At 43.5% G+C, this 15,587-nt stretch carries 17 protein-coding genes; 12 read left to right on the forward strand and 5 right to left on the reverse strand.

All coding sequences use genetic code 11. The features are described 5' to 3' along the window. Positions 1-21: 21 nt before the first annotated feature. The gene (gene cysS / locus CYLST_RS23395) at positions 22-1,461 is read right to left on the reverse strand and encodes a cysteine--tRNA ligase (protein ID WP_015210220.1); all 1,440 of its coding nucleotides are present in this window, start codon (positions 1,459-1,461) and stop codon (positions 22-24) included. 388 nt (positions 1,462-1,849) lie between these two features. Between cysS and CYLST_RS23400 the strand changes: the two genes are divergently transcribed. The 5 genes from CYLST_RS23400 to CYLST_RS23420 all read left to right on the forward strand — a co-directional run bounded on the left by CYLST_RS23400 (position 1,850) and on the right by CYLST_RS23420 (position 5,647). Next, positions 1,850-2,983, forward strand: a complete 1,134-nt coding sequence (locus CYLST_RS23400) for a CobW family GTP-binding protein (RefSeq protein ID WP_015210221.1) — start codon at positions 1,850-1,852, stop codon at positions 2,981-2,983. 108 nt (positions 2,984-3,091) lie between these two features. Further along, positions 3,092-3,544, forward strand: coding sequence for a D-aminoacyl-tRNA deacylase (dtd, locus tag CYLST_RS23405; protein ID WP_015210222.1), 453 nt, complete (start codon positions 3,092-3,094; stop codon positions 3,542-3,544). A 104-nt stretch (positions 3,545-3,648) separates the two neighbouring features. After that, positions 3,649-3,984, forward strand: coding sequence for a photosystem II reaction center protein Psb28 (gene psb28, locus CYLST_RS23410; RefSeq protein ID WP_015210223.1), 336 nt, complete (start codon positions 3,649-3,651; stop codon positions 3,982-3,984). Between the two features lie 103 nt (positions 3,985-4,087). Then, a complete protein-coding gene (locus tag CYLST_RS23415) occupies positions 4,088-4,672 on the forward strand; it encodes a MogA/MoaB family molybdenum cofactor biosynthesis protein (protein WP_015210224.1) in 585 nt (194 codons plus the stop codon). Between the two features lie 93 nt (positions 4,673-4,765). Continuing rightward, a complete protein-coding gene (locus CYLST_RS23420) occupies positions 4,766-5,647 on the forward strand; it encodes a DUF4349 domain-containing protein (RefSeq protein WP_015210225.1) in 882 nt (293 codons plus the stop codon). 169 nt (positions 5,648-5,816) lie between these two features. On the opposite strand, the gene mraY is transcribed toward CYLST_RS23420, so the two are convergent. Both mraY and CYLST_RS23430 read right to left on the reverse strand, forming a co-directional pair. Continuing rightward, complete coding sequence (gene mraY / locus CYLST_RS23425; RefSeq protein WP_041233232.1) at positions 5,817-6,920, reverse strand: phospho-N-acetylmuramoyl-pentapeptide-transferase; 1,104 nt, start codon at positions 6,918-6,920, stop codon at positions 5,817-5,819. A gap of 86 nt (positions 6,921-7,006) precedes the next feature. After that, positions 7,007-7,246 (reverse strand): DUF3134 domain-containing protein, encoded by a 240-nt coding sequence (locus tag CYLST_RS23430; protein ID WP_015210227.1) that lies wholly within the window; start codon positions 7,244-7,246, stop codon positions 7,007-7,009. A gap of 240 nt (positions 7,247-7,486) precedes the next feature. Here CYLST_RS23430 and CYLST_RS23435 point away from each other — a divergent pair, with 240 nt between their 5' ends. From CYLST_RS23435 to mdh, 5 genes are all read left to right on the forward strand, one after another. Continuing rightward, complete coding sequence (locus CYLST_RS23435) at positions 7,487-8,071, forward strand: PAP/fibrillin family protein (RefSeq protein ID WP_015210228.1); 585 nt, start codon at positions 7,487-7,489, stop codon at positions 8,069-8,071. Positions 8,072-8,329: 258 nt separating this feature from the next. Beyond that, positions 8,330-8,542 (forward strand): photosystem I reaction center subunit IV, encoded by a 213-nt coding sequence (locus tag CYLST_RS23440; RefSeq protein ID WP_015210229.1) that lies wholly within the window; start codon positions 8,330-8,332, stop codon positions 8,540-8,542. A 158-nt stretch (positions 8,543-8,700) separates the two neighbouring features. Continuing rightward, positions 8,701-9,549, forward strand: coding sequence for a DNA-formamidopyrimidine glycosylase (locus CYLST_RS23445; protein WP_015210230.1), 849 nt, complete (start codon positions 8,701-8,703; stop codon positions 9,547-9,549). Between the two features lie 245 nt (positions 9,550-9,794). Then, positions 9,795-10,010 carry an NAD(P)H-quinone oxidoreductase subunit O gene (ndhO, locus tag CYLST_RS23450; RefSeq protein WP_015210231.1) on the forward strand — a complete coding sequence of 72 codons (216 nt, stop codon included), beginning with the start codon at positions 9,795-9,797 and terminating at the stop codon, positions 10,008-10,010. A gap of 109 nt (positions 10,011-10,119) precedes the next feature. Then, a complete protein-coding gene (mdh, locus tag CYLST_RS23455) occupies positions 10,120-11,100 on the forward strand; it encodes a malate dehydrogenase (protein ID WP_015210232.1) in 981 nt (326 codons plus the stop codon). Positions 11,101-11,173: 73 nt separating this feature from the next. On the opposite strand, the gene CYLST_RS23460 is transcribed toward mdh, so the two are convergent. Both CYLST_RS23460 and CYLST_RS23465 read right to left on the reverse strand, forming a co-directional pair. After that, on the reverse strand, positions 11,174-11,533 hold the full coding sequence (locus CYLST_RS23460) for a translation initiation factor (protein ID WP_245587423.1): 360 nt from the start codon (positions 11,531-11,533) through the stop codon (positions 11,174-11,176). Between the two features lie 385 nt (positions 11,534-11,918). Beyond that, entirely contained in the window at positions 11,919-12,434 is a 516-nt protein-coding gene (locus CYLST_RS23465) for a hypothetical protein (protein ID WP_015210234.1), read from the reverse strand. A 563-nt stretch (positions 12,435-12,997) separates the two neighbouring features. On the opposite strand from CYLST_RS23465, the gene CYLST_RS23470 reads away from it, so the two are divergent. Then, on the forward strand, positions 12,998-13,660 hold the full coding sequence (locus CYLST_RS23470) for a hypothetical protein (RefSeq protein ID WP_015210235.1): 663 nt from the start codon (positions 12,998-13,000) through the stop codon (positions 13,658-13,660). A gap of 38 nt (positions 13,661-13,698) precedes the next feature. Then, positions 13,699-15,585 carry a P-loop NTPase family protein gene (locus CYLST_RS23475; RefSeq protein ID WP_015210236.1) on the forward strand — a complete coding sequence of 629 codons (1,887 nt, stop codon included), beginning with the start codon at positions 13,699-13,701 and terminating at the stop codon, positions 15,583-15,585. The last annotated feature ends 2 nt before the right edge of the window (positions 15,586-15,587 follow it).

A 15,587-nucleotide genomic window follows, 5' to 3' on the forward strand; every position in this document is an offset into this window, starting at 1 on the left:
ACAATTCAAAATTCAAAATTATTAACTCCTGTGCCAGCGGGTTCCTTCACGGCTATCAATTAAGGTAACGCCTTTGGCTAAAAGTTCGTCACGAATGCGATCGCCTTCTGAAAAATTCTTGGCTTTTCTCGCTGCTTGCCGTTTTTGAATCAAATCCTCAATTTCCCCATCACCTAAACCATCATTTACAGGCGTTTCGGCTTCTGGCTTGGCTTCTAAACCTAAAACTCCAGCCAAAGTTACAAGTGTTTGCCACGTTTTGAGTAACTCATCTGTTGGTGTTTCGGTTTTGCCTTGATGCACAATGATATTTCCCTCGCGGATGAGTTCCTTAGCTAGTTCAAATATGACTGCTAACCCACCAGGGAAATTAAAGTCATCATTCACAGCTTCTGTAAAGCGTTCAAAGTAGGAATTAGAAATTGGCTGATTCCCTGTTCCTATTACCTGACTGTGCTGATAGCCGAAGAGTAATCCTTCTCTGAGGGTATGCCAGCCGTTGGTTGCGGCGGCGATCGCATCATTGGTAAAATCAATCGGCTTGCGATATTGGGCCGTCAACACAAACAGCCGTACCGCCATCGGTTCAACACCCCGATCTAGCAATTCGCGAATAGTGATAAAGTTGCCCAAAGACTTGGACATTTTTTCACCATCTACCTTCACCATGCCGTTGTGCAGCCAGTAATTAGCTAAGGGTTTACCCGTCACCGCTTCCGATTGGGCAATTTCATTTTCATGGTGAGGAAAAATTAAGTCAGCACCACCAGCGTGAATGTCAATTGTCTCACCCAAGCGATCGCGCACCATTGCCGAGCATTCGATATGCCATCCGGGACGGCCTTTTCCCCAAGGGGATTCCCAAGCGGGTTCTCCTGGTTTTGCTGCCTTCCACAGGGCAAAATCAAAGGGATCTTTCTTTTTTTGATATTCTAAATCTTGGACATTGACGCGATCGCTAGCACCGGCTTGTAAATCATCTAGCTTGCGTCCTGAAAGCTTGCCATATCCATCAAAATGCCGCACTGCATAATAAACATCGCCGTCAGCCGGGTAAGCAAAACCTTTGTGTTCCAACTCATGAATTAACCGCTGAATGCCATTCATCGTATGGGTAGCGCGGGGATATTCATCAGCTTCTTTAATTCCCAAACGCCCCATATCCTCAAAATATGCTTGAATATAGCGATCGGCTACAGCTTCCATCGTCGAGTGTTCTTCGCGGGCGCGGTTGAGAATCTTGTCATCAATATCGGTAAAATTTTGGATATAGCGGACTTCATAGCCGATAAACTGGAGATATCGACGCACAACATCCCAGACAATACAAGCTCTAGCATGACCCAAATGGCAGTAATCGTACACCGTCACGCCGCAGTAATACATCTTAACCTTTCCTGGTTCGACGGTTGCAAACGGTTCCTGACGACGGGTGAGAGTATTGTAAAGGGTTAGGGTCATAGCAATTCAAAATTCACGAATTCAAAATTCACAAAGAAAAACCCAGTATTGGCAAGTATCCTGGCTCTTGACTGTCAGCAAATTAAATATCGAACAGCTTAACAGAAGTAATGCCGAAGAAGATACGCAATAATAGGGTAAAGCAACTGGGATGACAGTCCAGCATCCCTATGCTAGTACAGCAGGGCGAAAATAAACCAATTATTCAAACTTACCGCAAAGCTTGTGTCATCAGCTTTTTGAATTTTGAATGAGAGAATTTTGATTTCCGCAATCGCTGTGCTAGTGTTTTCTGGACTATCTGCGCTACATTTTGCCACTTCTGATTTGGTTCCAGCAGCCGCTCAGAGTTTTATCATCTTATTTGACTTTTTTTCATAACTGCGCTATGCAATCAGTAGTCACTTCCGAATCTCAAGCAATGGACGCGCCAAAACAAGGCTTACCAGTAACAATCATTACTGGTTTTCTTGGTAGCGGCAAGACAACTTTACTTAATCATATTCTGACAAATCAGCAAGGTCTAAAAACCGCTGTTCTAGTGAATGAATTTGGCGAAATAGGCATCGATAACGAGTTAATCGTTTCCACCGGCGAGAACATGGTGGAACTGAGTAACGGTTGTATCTGCTGCACCATTAATAATGATTTGGTCGATGCCGTTTACAAAGTTTTAGAACGGGAAGAAAAGCTAGATTATCTAGTTGTAGAAACAACTGGACTTGCAGATCCCCTACCAGTAGCCATGACATTTCTTGGCTCAGAATTGCGGGACTTAACCCGTCTAGATTCGATTATCACCGTGGTAGATGCGGCAAATTACAGCCTGGATTTATTCAACTCTCAGGCAGCATTCAGTCAAATTGCCTACGGTGATGTGATTATTCTTAACAAGGCAGATTTGGTTGATGAAGCCACTCTGAAGGAGATAGAAAGAAAAATTGGCGAAGTTAAGGAAGATTCGCGAATTATCCGCTCTACGCGATCGCAAGTGCCACTACCTTTAATTCTCAGTGTGGGTCTGTTTGAGTCTGATAAGTATTTTGAGACGGCGGCGGATGACCATGACCATCATGACCATCATGACCATCATGATCATCACGACCACGACGATCACGACCATTCTACCTGCGGTCACGACCACCACGATCATGCTCACGATCATCATGATCACCATGACCATGATCATTCCAACCATTTAGAAAATGATGGTTTTACCTCGATATCTTTCCAGAGTGACAAGCCTTTTGCTATTAAGAAATTTCAATATTTCTTAGATAATCAGCTACCCTCTAGTATCTTCCGAGCTAAAGGGATTATGTGGTTTGATGAAAGTCCCAATCGTCATATTTTTCACCTGTGCGGCAAACGCTTCACTATGGATAATGATGATTGGAAAGGTACACCAAAAAACCAGCTAGTCTTGATTGGCCAAAATCTGGATAGTGAGACTTTACTAGCGCAGATCGAAAATTGCGTTTGTTTACCTTCAGTCAGTCGCGGTAAAGGCTTTGGGAAATAGTCATTAGTCATTAGTCATTGGTCATTAGTCATTAGTCATTGGTCATTAGTCATTAGTCATTGGTCATTAGTTATTAAAATGGCGAAGGACTAATGACTAATAAAGATTATGCGCGTGATCATTCAGCGAGTTAAATCATCTCAAGTTACCGTTAATGGGGAAATTGTTGGCAAAATTGGGCGGGGGTTAAACTTGCTCGTCGGCATTGCGGATACTGATACTGATGCTGAACTCGACTGGATGGTGCGGAAGTGTTTGGAATTGCGGCTATTTCCTGATGATGATGGGGGTGAGCGTTGGCAAAAGTCTGTGCAAGAAATTGGTGGGCAGTTACTAGTAATTAGTCAGTTCACTCTTTATGGAGACTGTCGCAAAGGTCGCCGTCCTTCCTTTGACCGTTCAGCCGAACCCAAATTAGCAGCGGATTTGTACAATCGCTTTGTTGCCAAGTTACGCGATCGCGGTTTGCTGGTAGAAACGGGCGAATTTGGGGCAATGATGGAAGTAATGATTGAAAATGATGGTCCAGTGACTTTGATACTGGAAAGAGAAGCAAGCTAAATATTATCCCTTAAAAATAAATATCCATCGCCTTTAGTACAGTGGAGTTCTAATTGATGAGAGAATGTTAAATTAACCATTACAAAACTTTAAATTTTCTCATCATGGCAAAAATTCAGTTTTCAAGAGGTATTGACGAAGAAGTAGTTCCAGACGTGCGCCTAACGCGATCGCGCAGTGGTGACCAAGGCACAGCAACGTTCATTTTTACCAACCCAACCATTTTGGGGCAAAGCAGCACCGAAGAAGTTACCGGGATGTACATGATTGACGAAGAAGGCGAAATCATCACCCGCGAAGTTAAGGGTAAATTTGTCAACGGTAAACCGGAAGCATTAGAAGCACTTGTCCTCATGAAAACCCCTGAAGAATGGGAGCGTTTTATGCGCTTTATGGAGCGGTATGCTAAGGACAACGGTCTCGGATTGAGCAAATCTTAATTCGTCATTAGTCATTAGTCATTAGTCATTAGTCATTAGTCATTAGTCATTAGCTAAAGACTAAAGACTAAAGACCTCTCTGTAGCAGCTTAATAACTTGCCTATGACGCTACAACCCCACCCAGATACACCAGGAATGACGGTAACTTGTGCTGTTGTTACCGTCAGCGATACCCGTTCCCCGGATACAGATAAAAGTGGTCAACTGATTCAGCAATTACTTCTCGGCGCTAACCATGCGATCGCTTCCAGCGGGGCGCAGCCCATCGCCTTTGGCGGGGCGCAGCCCATGGCGAACAGCGGGCGTTTCGCCATCGCCACCTATACCATTATCAAAGATGAACCAGCGCAGATTCAAGAGCAAATAGAACTCTTGGGTAAAAGCGCGAATTTAGATGCTGTGATTTTCAATGGTGGTACAGGAATTGCACCAAGAGATACCACCTATGATGCCATTGAAAAGTTACTAGAAAAGACTTTGCCGGGATTTGGCGAGTTGTTTCGCTTTTTAAGTTATCAAGAAATTGGTTCAAGAGCGATCGCATCTCGCGCTGTTGCTGGCGTTTATCAAAATAAATTAATTTTCTCCCTTCCTGGTTCTAGTAACGCTGTGCGACTAGCCATGAATAAGCTAATTTTGCCAGAACTCCCGCACTTAGTCAGCCAGATGAGAAAAGATTCATCGTGAATAGCGTTCCTGTTACATAATTCGCAACAATGTCAGCTTTCATTTTTTCCCCCAGCGATACTGAAGGTAACTTCATCTATCTAGGGGTTGATTATGCAAGCCTTAACGAAATTACCACGCAAATCAACTTTATTTGCGAGTCTATTATTGGGAGGAGTAATATTCACCAGTTGTGCAACTAATCCTCAGTCATTTAAACAGCTTGAAGCCACACAAGGTGCAAATCAAGCAGCAGAAGCACCAGCTACTAAGATTGACTCTCAAGCAGCATCAGCTTCCCCAACGCCCCGTCAGCTTCCCCAACTAATCAAAAAAGCAGCAATGACTGTGATTGTCAACTCTGTGGATCAGAGTATCGATGCTGTCTCGCAAATTATCAATAAACAGCAAGGGGATTTGATTGGGTTAAATGAACAACAGCCCACAAAGGAAACCGCGCTGCATACTGCATCCATACAGTTACGAGTACCGCAGAACTTGCTGGAACCTACCTTGGAAGAACTAGCTAAATTGGGCACAGTAGAAAACCGCAATATCACTGCGGAAGATGTCGGCGATCGCTTAGTGGATTTCCAAGCCAGATTAACCAACCTTCAAAAAACTGAAGTTAATTTCCAAAAAATTATGGATCGCGCTGGTTCTGTCAGAGATGTGCTAAGTGTTGCCCAAGAACTGAGCAATGTCCGACAATCCATAGAGCAAATTAATGCCCAACTGAAAAACTTACAAAATCAAGTCGCTTATTCTACGATCACACTGAAGTTAGAAGCCGCAGTATCTAGCACCAGTCCACAGCGTAACTTAGGTTCGCAAATTCAGGAAACTTGGAACAATTCCACCAACTCCTTTGCAGCCTTTACTCTTGGTTTGCTCAAATTTGGGATTTGGTTAATTGTTTACAGTCCATATTTTTTGATTTTGGCTGCTGGTATCTATGGCTTGAACCGTTGGCGGCGTATCCAAGGCAATCGGTAAGTAGGCGAGAATAAATAAAACAAAGTTAGCTCGTAGTCAGGACTTTAGTCCTAAATCTTATTTCCTCAAGCCGATAGAGGACTGAGAGCTGCTCACTACAAACATTAATAAAAAAACCCCCTGTAGATGTGGGGGTTGCTCATTGTTTTTCGACTATTTGTTCAAAAGTTTAGAATTTACTACCCGTCAAACAGATGGTAGCCAAAATAGCGGCGATTAAATAAAATACGGCAACAACTTGCAATTCAGACCAACCAGTTAGTTCTAGGTGATGGTGTAGGGGAGCCATTTTAAATAGGCGTTTGCCTTTACCATCGGGGCCTTTAGTGGCTTTGTAATAGCTCACCTGCGCCATGACAGAAAGTGTTTCTACGAAGAAGATACCGCTGAGAATGAACAGTGCTACTAAGCTGTTAGCCAGCAGTGCTACAGCAGCTAAAGCTCCTCCCAGCGCTAGGGAACCAGTATCTCCCATAAAAACACGGGCTGGGTTGCGGTTATGGGCTAAAAAGCCTAAGCAACTGCCACTTAAAGCCGTACAGAAAACCATCAATTCTGGTGAGGTGGGTGCAATCAGAGCACCTAATGCAAAAATTGCGATCGCTACCGTTCCTGCTGCCAAGCCATCAATACCATCTGTTAAATTAGTAGCATTACTTTCAGCCACTAAGACAAAGCCAGCCACAGGCCAAAATAGTAATCCTAAAGGTAGAGAAAAACTCACCCAAGGTATGGCGATATTTGTTATACTTGATTCTTGGCTAAACATCAACCACAGACAAAATACTGCCGCAAAAATAATCTGCAAAGCCAGTTTCATCCGGGGAGAGATACCTTTGTTGGACTTACGGCGGAGAATTTGCCAATCGTCAATCCAGCCAATCAAACCGTAGCTTAGTGTTAAGGCGGAAACTGCTAGTACATTTGTTGCAAAATTAGAGCAAATACAGGCAACTAATACGGCAACAGGGATAAAAAATATACCACCCATCGTCGGTGTACCCGCTTTCTTGAGATGGGCTTGAGGCCCATCTTCGCGGATTATTTGCCCAGTTTTGAGTGCTTGCAGCAGGGGTATTACCCAGTGTCCCACGACCGCTGAACCCATAGCACACAATAAAAGGGGCATGGTTAGCGACGTAGTGTGCCAGGGTAACCTATTCCCCATCCAATCCAAAATCAAGGCTGCCACACTTAGCCCTAAAGCCAACAAAGAGGCTAGACCGATCCCAGAAACGTTTAATTCTTGGTCAGGAGATAATTTAGCGTCCACAGAAAACTTCCCTTCACTCCACACTTACAAAACTGAACAGCAGCCTATTAGGAGGGATGAAACCCAGTGCCTAAGACTGCATAAGCCTAATCTTCACCGATCTTGATATCGTCGTCATCATCATAATCAAGGTCGGCAATTCCGTCATCTCCACCCAGAAACTCAGATATTTCTGCTTCCTCATCTGAAAAATCTGGTTCGTGAACGTTACGCGCTATGACACGACCGCTAGTCTCTAACCAATCCAAGAGAGAGGTCTCTTGCTTTAAGGGAATTACAGCAGCTCGCTGGTTACGGGGTTCTTCACGTAGGGGAGAATTCAACATATCCACGAAAACAGGAAGAGGTTTATGTAACTAGACATTAAGAGTCTATCATTTGATACGAGATAATTTAGTTATTCATTCAAGTCTTTGATTGCCAAATCCGAATCAAACAAATTTTTTTATTTAATAGCAGTATGGCATACCGGAAGACGTTCTCAGCCAGTTGTACGGCTATATACATTGGACATTAATGTTTTATTAATGCCGATTTCGTGCAAATACTTTTTGAGGTGACAGGCAATGATGGGAAAAGCGGCTCTCTTAGATGTAATCGCTGGTACAAATCGCGGTTTGTTGGCCACTGAGCCACAGAAACAGGCTATTTTAGCAGCGATCACCAATTTGGAAGACTTCAATCCTACACCACGTCCACTCGAAGCGAGTAACTTGCTGGATGGTAATTGGCGACTACTATACACCACCAGTAAAGCTTTATTAAACCTGGATCGAGTACCCCTGAATAAACTTGGTCAAATTTACCAATGTATCCGGGTACAGAGTGGCACTGTTTACAACATAGCCGAGATTTATGGCTTACCAACTCTAGAAGGATTAGTTAGCGTTGCTGCTAAATTTGAGCCTGTCTCAGAGCGTCGTCTACTCGTAAAATTTCAGCGTTCTATTATTGGTTTACAACGGTTAATCGGCTACAATTCACCAGCAGAATTTATCCAACAAATTGAATTGGGTAAAAAATTTACGGCGATTGATTTTCTGATTAAAAGTGACCAACAACAAGGCTGGTTAGACATTACTTATATAGATAACAATCTACGTATTGGTAGGGGTAATGAGGGGAGCGTGTTTGTTTTGAGCAAGGCATAAGATTTTTAGAAGTGTTTGCGAACGACCTTACTCTATTGTGTGGTCTTTGTCAATAGTTATATGACACTATATAGTGTGGACTTTGTCAAGAGGGACGGTCTATGGTGAGAAATCCAACCTGACAACGGACAACGGACAATTGACACTGACTAAGTAGACAAATAACTTAATAAAGCTTCTAGCTGCGACCTACAGGTTGTAAAGTGAAATCAATTAGCCCTATTCCTTGACGATTGATTATTAAAAGGGAAGAGACTCATGGTTCAACGTGGTTCTAAAGTCCGTATTCTCCGCCCTGAATCCTACTGGTTTCAGGATTTAGGAACCGTGGCTACTATTGACCAAAGCGGCATCAAGTACCCAGTAATTGTCCGGTTTGACAAGGTCAATTACGCCGGTATCAACACCAATAACTTTGCTTTGGATGAATTAGTAGAGGTTGCACCTCCAGCAGTGAAGGCGAAAAAGTAAGCAGTTGAGCTACAAGGGGCTAGTTTGATGGGATGATAAAACAAAGGTGAAGCGTGAAGTCTGAAGTCTAAATTTTTCCGTGCTTTCATGCTTGATGCTTCCCCATGTCTAAATTTTATATTCCCAAAAACATTAAATTGCTCTCTTAATCAGCTTGAATGCCTGAATTGCCTGAAGTTGAAACAGTGCGGCGGGGTCTAAATCAATTGACCCTCAGCCAAAAAATCACGGGTGGAGATGTGTTGCGCGATCGCACCATCGCCTACCCGTTTTCTGTCGGTGAGTTTGTGGAGAACATCACAGGAAGTGCGATCGCTACTTGGCATCGTCGCGGCAAATATCTCCTAGCGGAACTCTCCCCCCTTTCTTCATCTCCCCCCACTTGGTTAGGGGTTCACCTGCGAATGACTGGTCAATTGCTGTGGCTAGACCAAGATGAACCATTACACAAGCACACGCGGGTAAGATTATTTTTTGGCGATCGCCTAGAATTGCGGTTTGTAGATCAGCGCACTTTTGGGCAAATGTGGTGGGTTCCCCCTGATGTGGCGGTAGAAAGCATTATTACTGGTTTAGCGAAACTGGCAATTGACCCATTTTCACCAGAATTCACCGTAGATTATTTAGCAGATAAACTGCTTCATCGCCGCCGTCCGATCAAAACAGCCCTACTAGATCAGTCAGTGGTAGCGGGATTGGGTAATATTTACGCAGATGAAGCGCTGTTTAAGAGTGGTGTGCTACCCCAAACCCTCTGTACAGATTTGCAGCGCCAACAAATTCAACGTTTGCAAGCTGCGATTATTCAAGTGTTATCAGCTAGTATTGCGGCTGGTGGCACGACTTTTAGTAATTTTCTTAATGTTAAGGGTGTCAACGGTAACTATGGCGGTGAGGCGTGGGTTTACAACCGTGCCGGTGAACCTTGTCGAGTTTGCGGGAATTTGATTCAGCGGATTAGGCTTGGTGGGCGATCTAGCCACTTTTGCACCCAATGTCAGAAATAGATTCTCGGAATCGACTTTGAGTTTCTAGGATGGGCGTTTCCCCGGCTTGGGTTATGAAACAATACGTTTGGTATTACAGCAGTTTTCATCTATTTGAACCACATCTATCTTAGGGGCACAGCAATGCTGTGCCCCTACCGCGTGGTCTAAAATGCTCAACGATAACCGGGTTATGAAACTCTCGTGACGCCTGTTCTACGTTAAAATCCTGATTAAAAGCGTTTATAAACTTGAGAGGGGAAGTCATGGCAGTTAAAAAGGGCGATATGGTTCGCGCTGTTCGCGAGAAGTTGGAGAATAGTTTAGAAGCAAAAGCAAGTGATTCTCGCTTTCCGTCTTATTTGTTTGAAACTAAGGGCGAAATTGTAGATATCAAAGGTGATTACGCCCTGGTTAAGTTTGGGAAAGTAGCAACACCAAATATTTGGTTAAATATCGAACAACTGGAAGAATTTAAATAATTGGGAATTGGGAATTGGGAAGAGGTGATTTTCTTACCCATTACCCATCACCCATCACCCATCACCCATTACCCATCACCCATCACCCATCACCTCTTAGCCGTGAATTATGGTTTCTTCGCCATCTTCCCCAATTTTATGTAATTCCCCCCGTGTGACCATTGTCGGTGCGGGTAGAGTTGGTAGCACTTTAGCCCAACGTATTGCTGAGAAAAACCTGGCAGATGTGGTGTTGTTGGATATTGTTGCGGGTATGCCTCAAGGACTGGCGTTGGATTTGATGGAGGCGCGGGGAATTGAATTACATAATCGGCAGATTATCGGCACAAATAACTATGCTGATACATCTAATTCGGCAATTGTGGTGATTACGGCAGGATTTCCCCGCAAACCGGGGATGAGTCGGGATGATTTGCTGAAAGTTAATGCCAAGATTGTGGTGGCAGCGGCGAAGAATGCGATCGCCTTTTCTCCCAATGCTATTTTAATTGTCGTCACTAATCCTTTGGATGTGATGACCTATTTAGCGAAACAAGCTACAAATTTACCACGCGATCGCGTCATGGGTATGGCTGGGGTGTTAGATTCCGCCCGCTTTGAAACCTTCGTCGCCTTAGAATTAGGGGTTTTACCTGCTGATGTCAAGGCGATCGTACTCGGTAGCCACGGGGATTTGATGGTACCTTTACCCCGTTATGCCACTGTTAACGGCATTCCCGTCACAGAATTGCTAGATCAGGCGACCATTGAACGAATGCTTGCCAGAACCCGCAACGGTGGCGCGGAAATTGTTGAATTAATGCAGACCGGTGGTGCTTTTTTTGCGCCGGCTTCAGCCGCTTCTGTGATGGTCGAATCAATCTTGCTGAATCAGTCGCGGTTATTGCCAGTGGCGACATATCTGCAAGGTGAATATGGTTTAGAAAATGTTGTGATTGGTGTCCCCTGTCGCTTAGGATGCGGCGGTATTGAGTCGGTGTTGGAATTGACTCTCAGCGACGGGGAAAAAGCGGCTTTGCAGGCTTCGGCGCAATCTGTGCGTCAAAATATTCACCGGGCGCAGGAAATTTTGGCTGATGTTCAGGGGTAGCATTTTGTCACCTCAATTAACCGGAATTACCCCTAACCCCTCCCCGCTGGCGAGGAGGGGAATGCTTTTGGCGTTAGCGGCGATATTCCTCATCTGCGGGGTCGCCATAGGGGTCTTCGCTGGCTGGGCGGACGTCACCGTAGGATGCGGGGTCTGCGGGGTCGCCGTAAGGATCTTCGCTGGCTGGGCGGACGTTACCGTAAGCTGTTAAATCTGCTGCGTTGCCGTAATACCCTTGGTCTGCGGGGTCGCCATAAGGGTCTTCGCTGGCTGGGCGGGCATCACCGTAAGATGCGGGGTCTGCGGGGTCGCCATAGGGGTCTTCGCTGGCTGGGCGAGCGTTACGCCGATATTCGGCATCTCGGTCAGCTTCAGAGTTGTTTGTCCCTAAGAACAAATCCTTCGCCTTTCGCAAAAAGTCATCTACCATCATTTATCTCCTGATTCTTGTTACCTGTATGCCAATACTTTTCGGAAGAAGATCCCCCCAACCCCCCTTAAAAAGGGGGGCTTAAGCTTGATTCCCCCAACCCCCCTTAAAAAGGGAGGCTTAAGCTTAGTTTCCCCACTACCTTAAAAAGGCGGGCTGAAGTTTAATTTCTTCAACCCCCTTTTTAAGGGGGTCGCCACAGGCGGGGGGATCGCCTTTTAGTTTCCCCACTACCTTAAAAAGGCGGGCTAAAGTTTAATTTCTTCAACCCCCTTTTTAAGGGGGTTGCCACAGGCGGGGGGATCGCCTTTTAACCGAGAAGTATGGTTTCATGTTTCATCTGTGCGATCGCCGACCGCCAGCTTTGCGCGAATGTCAGACTTTGGGTCTACACACTGGCTACACTTTTCTCAAGTGCTGGGGCGGCGCTGGAGGTTAAGTTAGTTAGATCGCGACCGGTGGGACGGTTGTTATAGCCTTGAAAGTCCCGGTACTTTTGCGCTTCAGATTCGGGAACTTGAATTCCTTCTGGTGGTGGAGTTACCCAGTGAGCTTGCCCTTTATCGTCGCGGTAATATACACGCCCATTTTTGGAGAGGTAATACTTGCCCTGCGCTCCTTCTGCTTGAGAATTCTTATGCTGGTTGTAGAGGTAGTAAAGTGCTGCTGCACCCGCCAAAAGCGCTACTTTTTGCCCAGTACCTAACCCCTTTTTAGCTTCAGGTCGGGTTGCGGGGTTATTATTACTGACTGTTCTCCCGACGCTATCGTCAACAGGTGGCGGTGGTGTTGCGGTTCGGTTTCCGCCGCCGCAGCTACTTAGTAAAGGCACCATCAGCAATGCCGAAAGTAGCACCGCCAGCAGACGGGAAACTGTTTTACGTTCTCTGTATATTGTGTTCATCAGGTTTCTTCCTCACCCTGCGTTTACTGAAAACCGTACTGTTGGAAAAACAGGGTTGGAATTCCTGTTATTTTTCTGGGAACTGAATAAAGATTTACTTTGCCGCTCATTCACAACAGCACAGATAAAGCGTTTCTTTTTGGATGATGAATCAATTTCTCAAGTTTTCCATCCTGCTGATGATAGAACTTGCATCGCTTGCTTAAGTCTTGGGGAATAAGACACAAGATAAACCTCACCCTGGTTTTGCTATCGCAAAACCTGTCCCTCTCCTTCGTAAGGAGAGGGAGTTGAGTCAGTTTTTTTAGGTAATTGGATAACTTGTGTGTAGACCTTAGGCTTGCGGGGTGGGGTGAAAGTGTGTTGTCTGCAAAGGAGAATCGCTCTAGTTGCTGTTTTTGTAAATTAAAAACAAAACGATTAAGTGTAATTTCGTAATTTATGCTTTACAGAAATTTCTGAATTTATCGATGAAATATATAGAAAATAACAAAAGTTTTTTCTCTGGCTAAGGTAAAAAATAAACCCATTATAATTATTAATCGTCAAATAAGGCACATAGTATGGTTACTGAACAAAATATTTTACTGGCTAATCAAGCTACAACTCGCTTGCTGCTTGCTTTGTGGGATTTGGGAGGGATAGAGAAGGAAGTAGCTAAAGGTCAACTCACTAAGCGAATTATCTCGAAGGGTAAGAAGGTTGCAGATTTTCAGGAGATTTTTGCAGAGTTAGAGAATCAGGGTGCGATCGCTATTTCCAAAAAAGGATACACTCTCAAATCACCCAAGGGTTTAGAGGTGTTGGGTGCGGGTTTGCGAGATAGCGAGTTGAAGTTTGAGGGAACTCTCGTCGGTACTTGGGTTGCGAATGCGTTGCTGAAGTGGATTAGTCAGATTGATATTGCGGTGGTTGCGTCTGGGGATGGGGTGAAAAGTGCGATCGCATCCTACGACGAGTTTAAGTCTGTAGCGCTAGAAGTCTACGACAAGCTGAACTATGAATACAACTTTAATCATCTAGTGCCAATTTACCGCATTAGGAGAGAAATTGGCGATCGCGTCAGTCGTACAGAATTCAATGATTTTTTGCTAGAAATGCAAGCTGACGATATTTTGCAACTGCAAGGGGGAACTATAGAAGATAATGCACGCGACAAAATAGAAGATTCTATGACTACAGAACTAGATGGACTACGCTGCTACGCCAAGCTTCTAAAACCCTAAACTCCCTTTGATTCTTCACACCTTAACTTCACAATACTATGAGTACTAACACATCTAATGTTGATGATTTGATAAAAAATGAAAATCCATTTGCGGGACATATTGTCGTCAGACCGCAGCAAATATGGGGTAAAAGTTTTCCAGATGTTCCCTCAATTAATTCTCATGCTTCTGATGCGGTATTTGATGCGGTTGAAAAAATCCGTAAAGGACAGCGGACAACTGTAGGTATGACGATTACCGCTGAAAAAGGGTTAGGTAAAAGCCATCTTATTAGTCGGATTCGTCATCGGCTACAGACTGAAAATAGTAGCTTATTTATTTACATGAGTAAATATGACAACTTAAATCAAATCAAATATGAATTTTTGCAAAGTGTTACTTCTAGCCTCAGAGCTTTTGGTAATAAAAAGGTAATGCAGTGGCAAGAAATTGCGGCTGCTTTAATTAACGAAGCAAAGGAATGGAACTACACACCACAGCAATATATCAGTCAATATCCAATTTGGTTAAATCAATACTCAAATAAGTTTATTGAGCAGTTGACAAAACTGCTTATGTTAAGCAAACCTGAAATTAGTAACCCTTACATAGTTCAGGCAATTTTGTGGACACTTTCTCCAGCCCATATTAATTATGCAAATCGCTGGCTATCCGGTTTAGAACTAACACAAGAAGAAGCTGAAGCAATGGGGTTGCCAAATTCAAAAAAGGAAGATAGAGAGACTGAATCTTTGCGGAATGTTCGCCAGATTCTAGATATCACTAGTCATTATAGAATTCCGGTGCTTTGTTTTGATGAATTAGATAACGCAGATGTTGCAGAAAATGGTTTGACAACAGCACAGGTTATTGGAAGCTTAGTTAAGGATCTATATAACAATCTCAGAGGAGGTGTTTTTCTGCTGGCAATGTATCCTGAAACTTGGAATGATCAAATCAGATTTTTGCCACAAGCTGAAGCAGTCATTGATAGATTAGTAAGTGAGCAAGCCGATAGACAACCAATTGAATTAAAATATCTCAATTCCGACGATATTATTGCTCTCGTCCAAAAAAGGCTACAAGATTTTTACGAGAAACATCAAAAAACCCCTCCTCACCCTCTCTACCCATTTGATGAAAACGAACTTAGGGAACGTGGTAAACGTAAACCTACTGTTAGGTCAATTTTAAAGTGGTGTGCAGATAATTTTAATGGTAAAACCCTACCAGAGAAAGATATTCCACCAGAAAAACACATCCATCCCCATCTAGTTAAGCCGTATTTTCAGAGTGAATTAGTACACCTAAGAGTTTCTATGAATTTACTTTTAGATGATGAAGTATTAATTGCTAAGGCTCTTAAATTTTCTTTTGATAGGTTAATAGGTGAAACCATAGAAGGAGTGACAATTGAAAAAATTGAAGAAGTACCTAATCAACAACATATTGATTTTAAAATTATTGGGAATCAACAAAAGATCAAAATAGGAGTGGATGTTGTACAACAGTCAGTTGGTGTTGGTGTCACGGCAGCATTGAGTAGATTAATTGATTATCAAAGGTATGATTTAACTCGTGGTTGCTTGGTGCGTTCAAAGATAATTTCTCCTAATGCTACAGAAGCTAGAAAAAACTTGAGAAAACTTTTGCAAGAAAAAGGTGGAGAGTGGGTAAGCTTGCAAAGCCAAGATATTAAACCTCTTTTAGCTATCTTTTACGTTTGGGATAACCGTGAAAGTTATGAATTGACAGAGGAGCAGATTTTTGAATTTATAAAACAGAAACAAATCGCTATTAACAACCCTCTGATTCGAGAGATTTTAAGTGATCCTTCTGGACAAGAACCGACCAATTTAACTGATGATGATTTGCCAATGAGAATTCCTCAAACCGCTGCAAATGCTGATAACATCCAAATGAGTGAACCAATAACTAAATAGAA

This window comes from Cylindrospermum stagnale PCC 7417 (assembly GCF_000317535.1).
Classification (GTDB): Bacteria; Cyanobacteriota; Cyanobacteriia; order Cyanobacteriales; family Nostocaceae; genus Cylindrospermum; species Cylindrospermum stagnale.

Excerpts from the sequence above, each read along its gene's own strand:
- CYLST_RS23445 (WP_015210230.1), top strand. The coding sequence starts at position 8,701 with ATGCCTGAATTGCCTGAAGTTGAAACAGTGCGGCGGGGTCTAAATCAA.
- mdh (WP_015210232.1), top strand. The coding sequence starts at position 10,120 with ATGGTTTCTTCGCCATCTTCCCCAATTTTATGTAATTCCCCCCGTGTG.
- CYLST_RS23475 (WP_015210236.1), top strand. The coding sequence starts at position 13,699 with ATGAGTACTAACACATCTAATGTTGATGATTTGATAAAAAATGAAAAT.
- CYLST_RS23420 (WP_015210225.1), top strand. The coding sequence starts at position 4,766 with ATGCAAGCCTTAACGAAATTACCACGCAAATCAACTTTATTTGCGAGT.
- ndhO (WP_015210231.1), top strand. The coding sequence starts at position 9,795 with ATGGCAGTTAAAAAGGGCGATATGGTTCGCGCTGTTCGCGAGAAGTTG.
- CYLST_RS23400 (WP_015210221.1), top strand. The coding sequence starts at position 1,850 with ATGCAATCAGTAGTCACTTCCGAATCTCAAGCAATGGACGCGCCAAAA.
- CYLST_RS23470 (WP_015210235.1), top strand. The coding sequence starts at position 12,998 with ATGGTTACTGAACAAAATATTTTACTGGCTAATCAAGCTACAACTCGC.
- dtd (WP_015210222.1), top strand. The coding sequence starts at position 3,092 with ATGCGCGTGATCATTCAGCGAGTTAAATCATCTCAAGTTACCGTTAAT.
- psb28 (WP_015210223.1), top strand. The coding sequence starts at position 3,649 with ATGGCAAAAATTCAGTTTTCAAGAGGTATTGACGAAGAAGTAGTTCCA.
- CYLST_RS23435 (WP_015210228.1), top strand. The coding sequence starts at position 7,487 with ATGATGGGAAAAGCGGCTCTCTTAGATGTAATCGCTGGTACAAATCGC.
- CYLST_RS23465 (WP_015210234.1), bottom strand. The coding sequence starts at position 12,434 with ATGAACACAATATACAGAGAACGTAAAACAGTTTCCCGTCTGCTGGCG.
- CYLST_RS23460 (WP_245587423.1), bottom strand. The coding sequence starts at position 11,533 with ATGATGGTAGATGACTTTTTGCGAAAGGCGAAGGATTTGTTCTTAGGG.
- CYLST_RS23430 (WP_015210227.1), bottom strand. The coding sequence starts at position 7,246 with ATGTTGAATTCTCCCCTACGTGAAGAACCCCGTAACCAGCGAGCTGCT.
- cysS (WP_015210220.1), bottom strand. The coding sequence starts at position 1,461 with ATGACCCTAACCCTTTACAATACTCTCACCCGTCGTCAGGAACCGTTT.
- CYLST_RS23440 (WP_015210229.1), top strand. The coding sequence starts at position 8,330 with ATGGTTCAACGTGGTTCTAAAGTCCGTATTCTCCGCCCTGAATCCTAC.
- CYLST_RS23415 (WP_015210224.1), top strand. The coding sequence starts at position 4,088 with ATGACGCTACAACCCCACCCAGATACACCAGGAATGACGGTAACTTGT.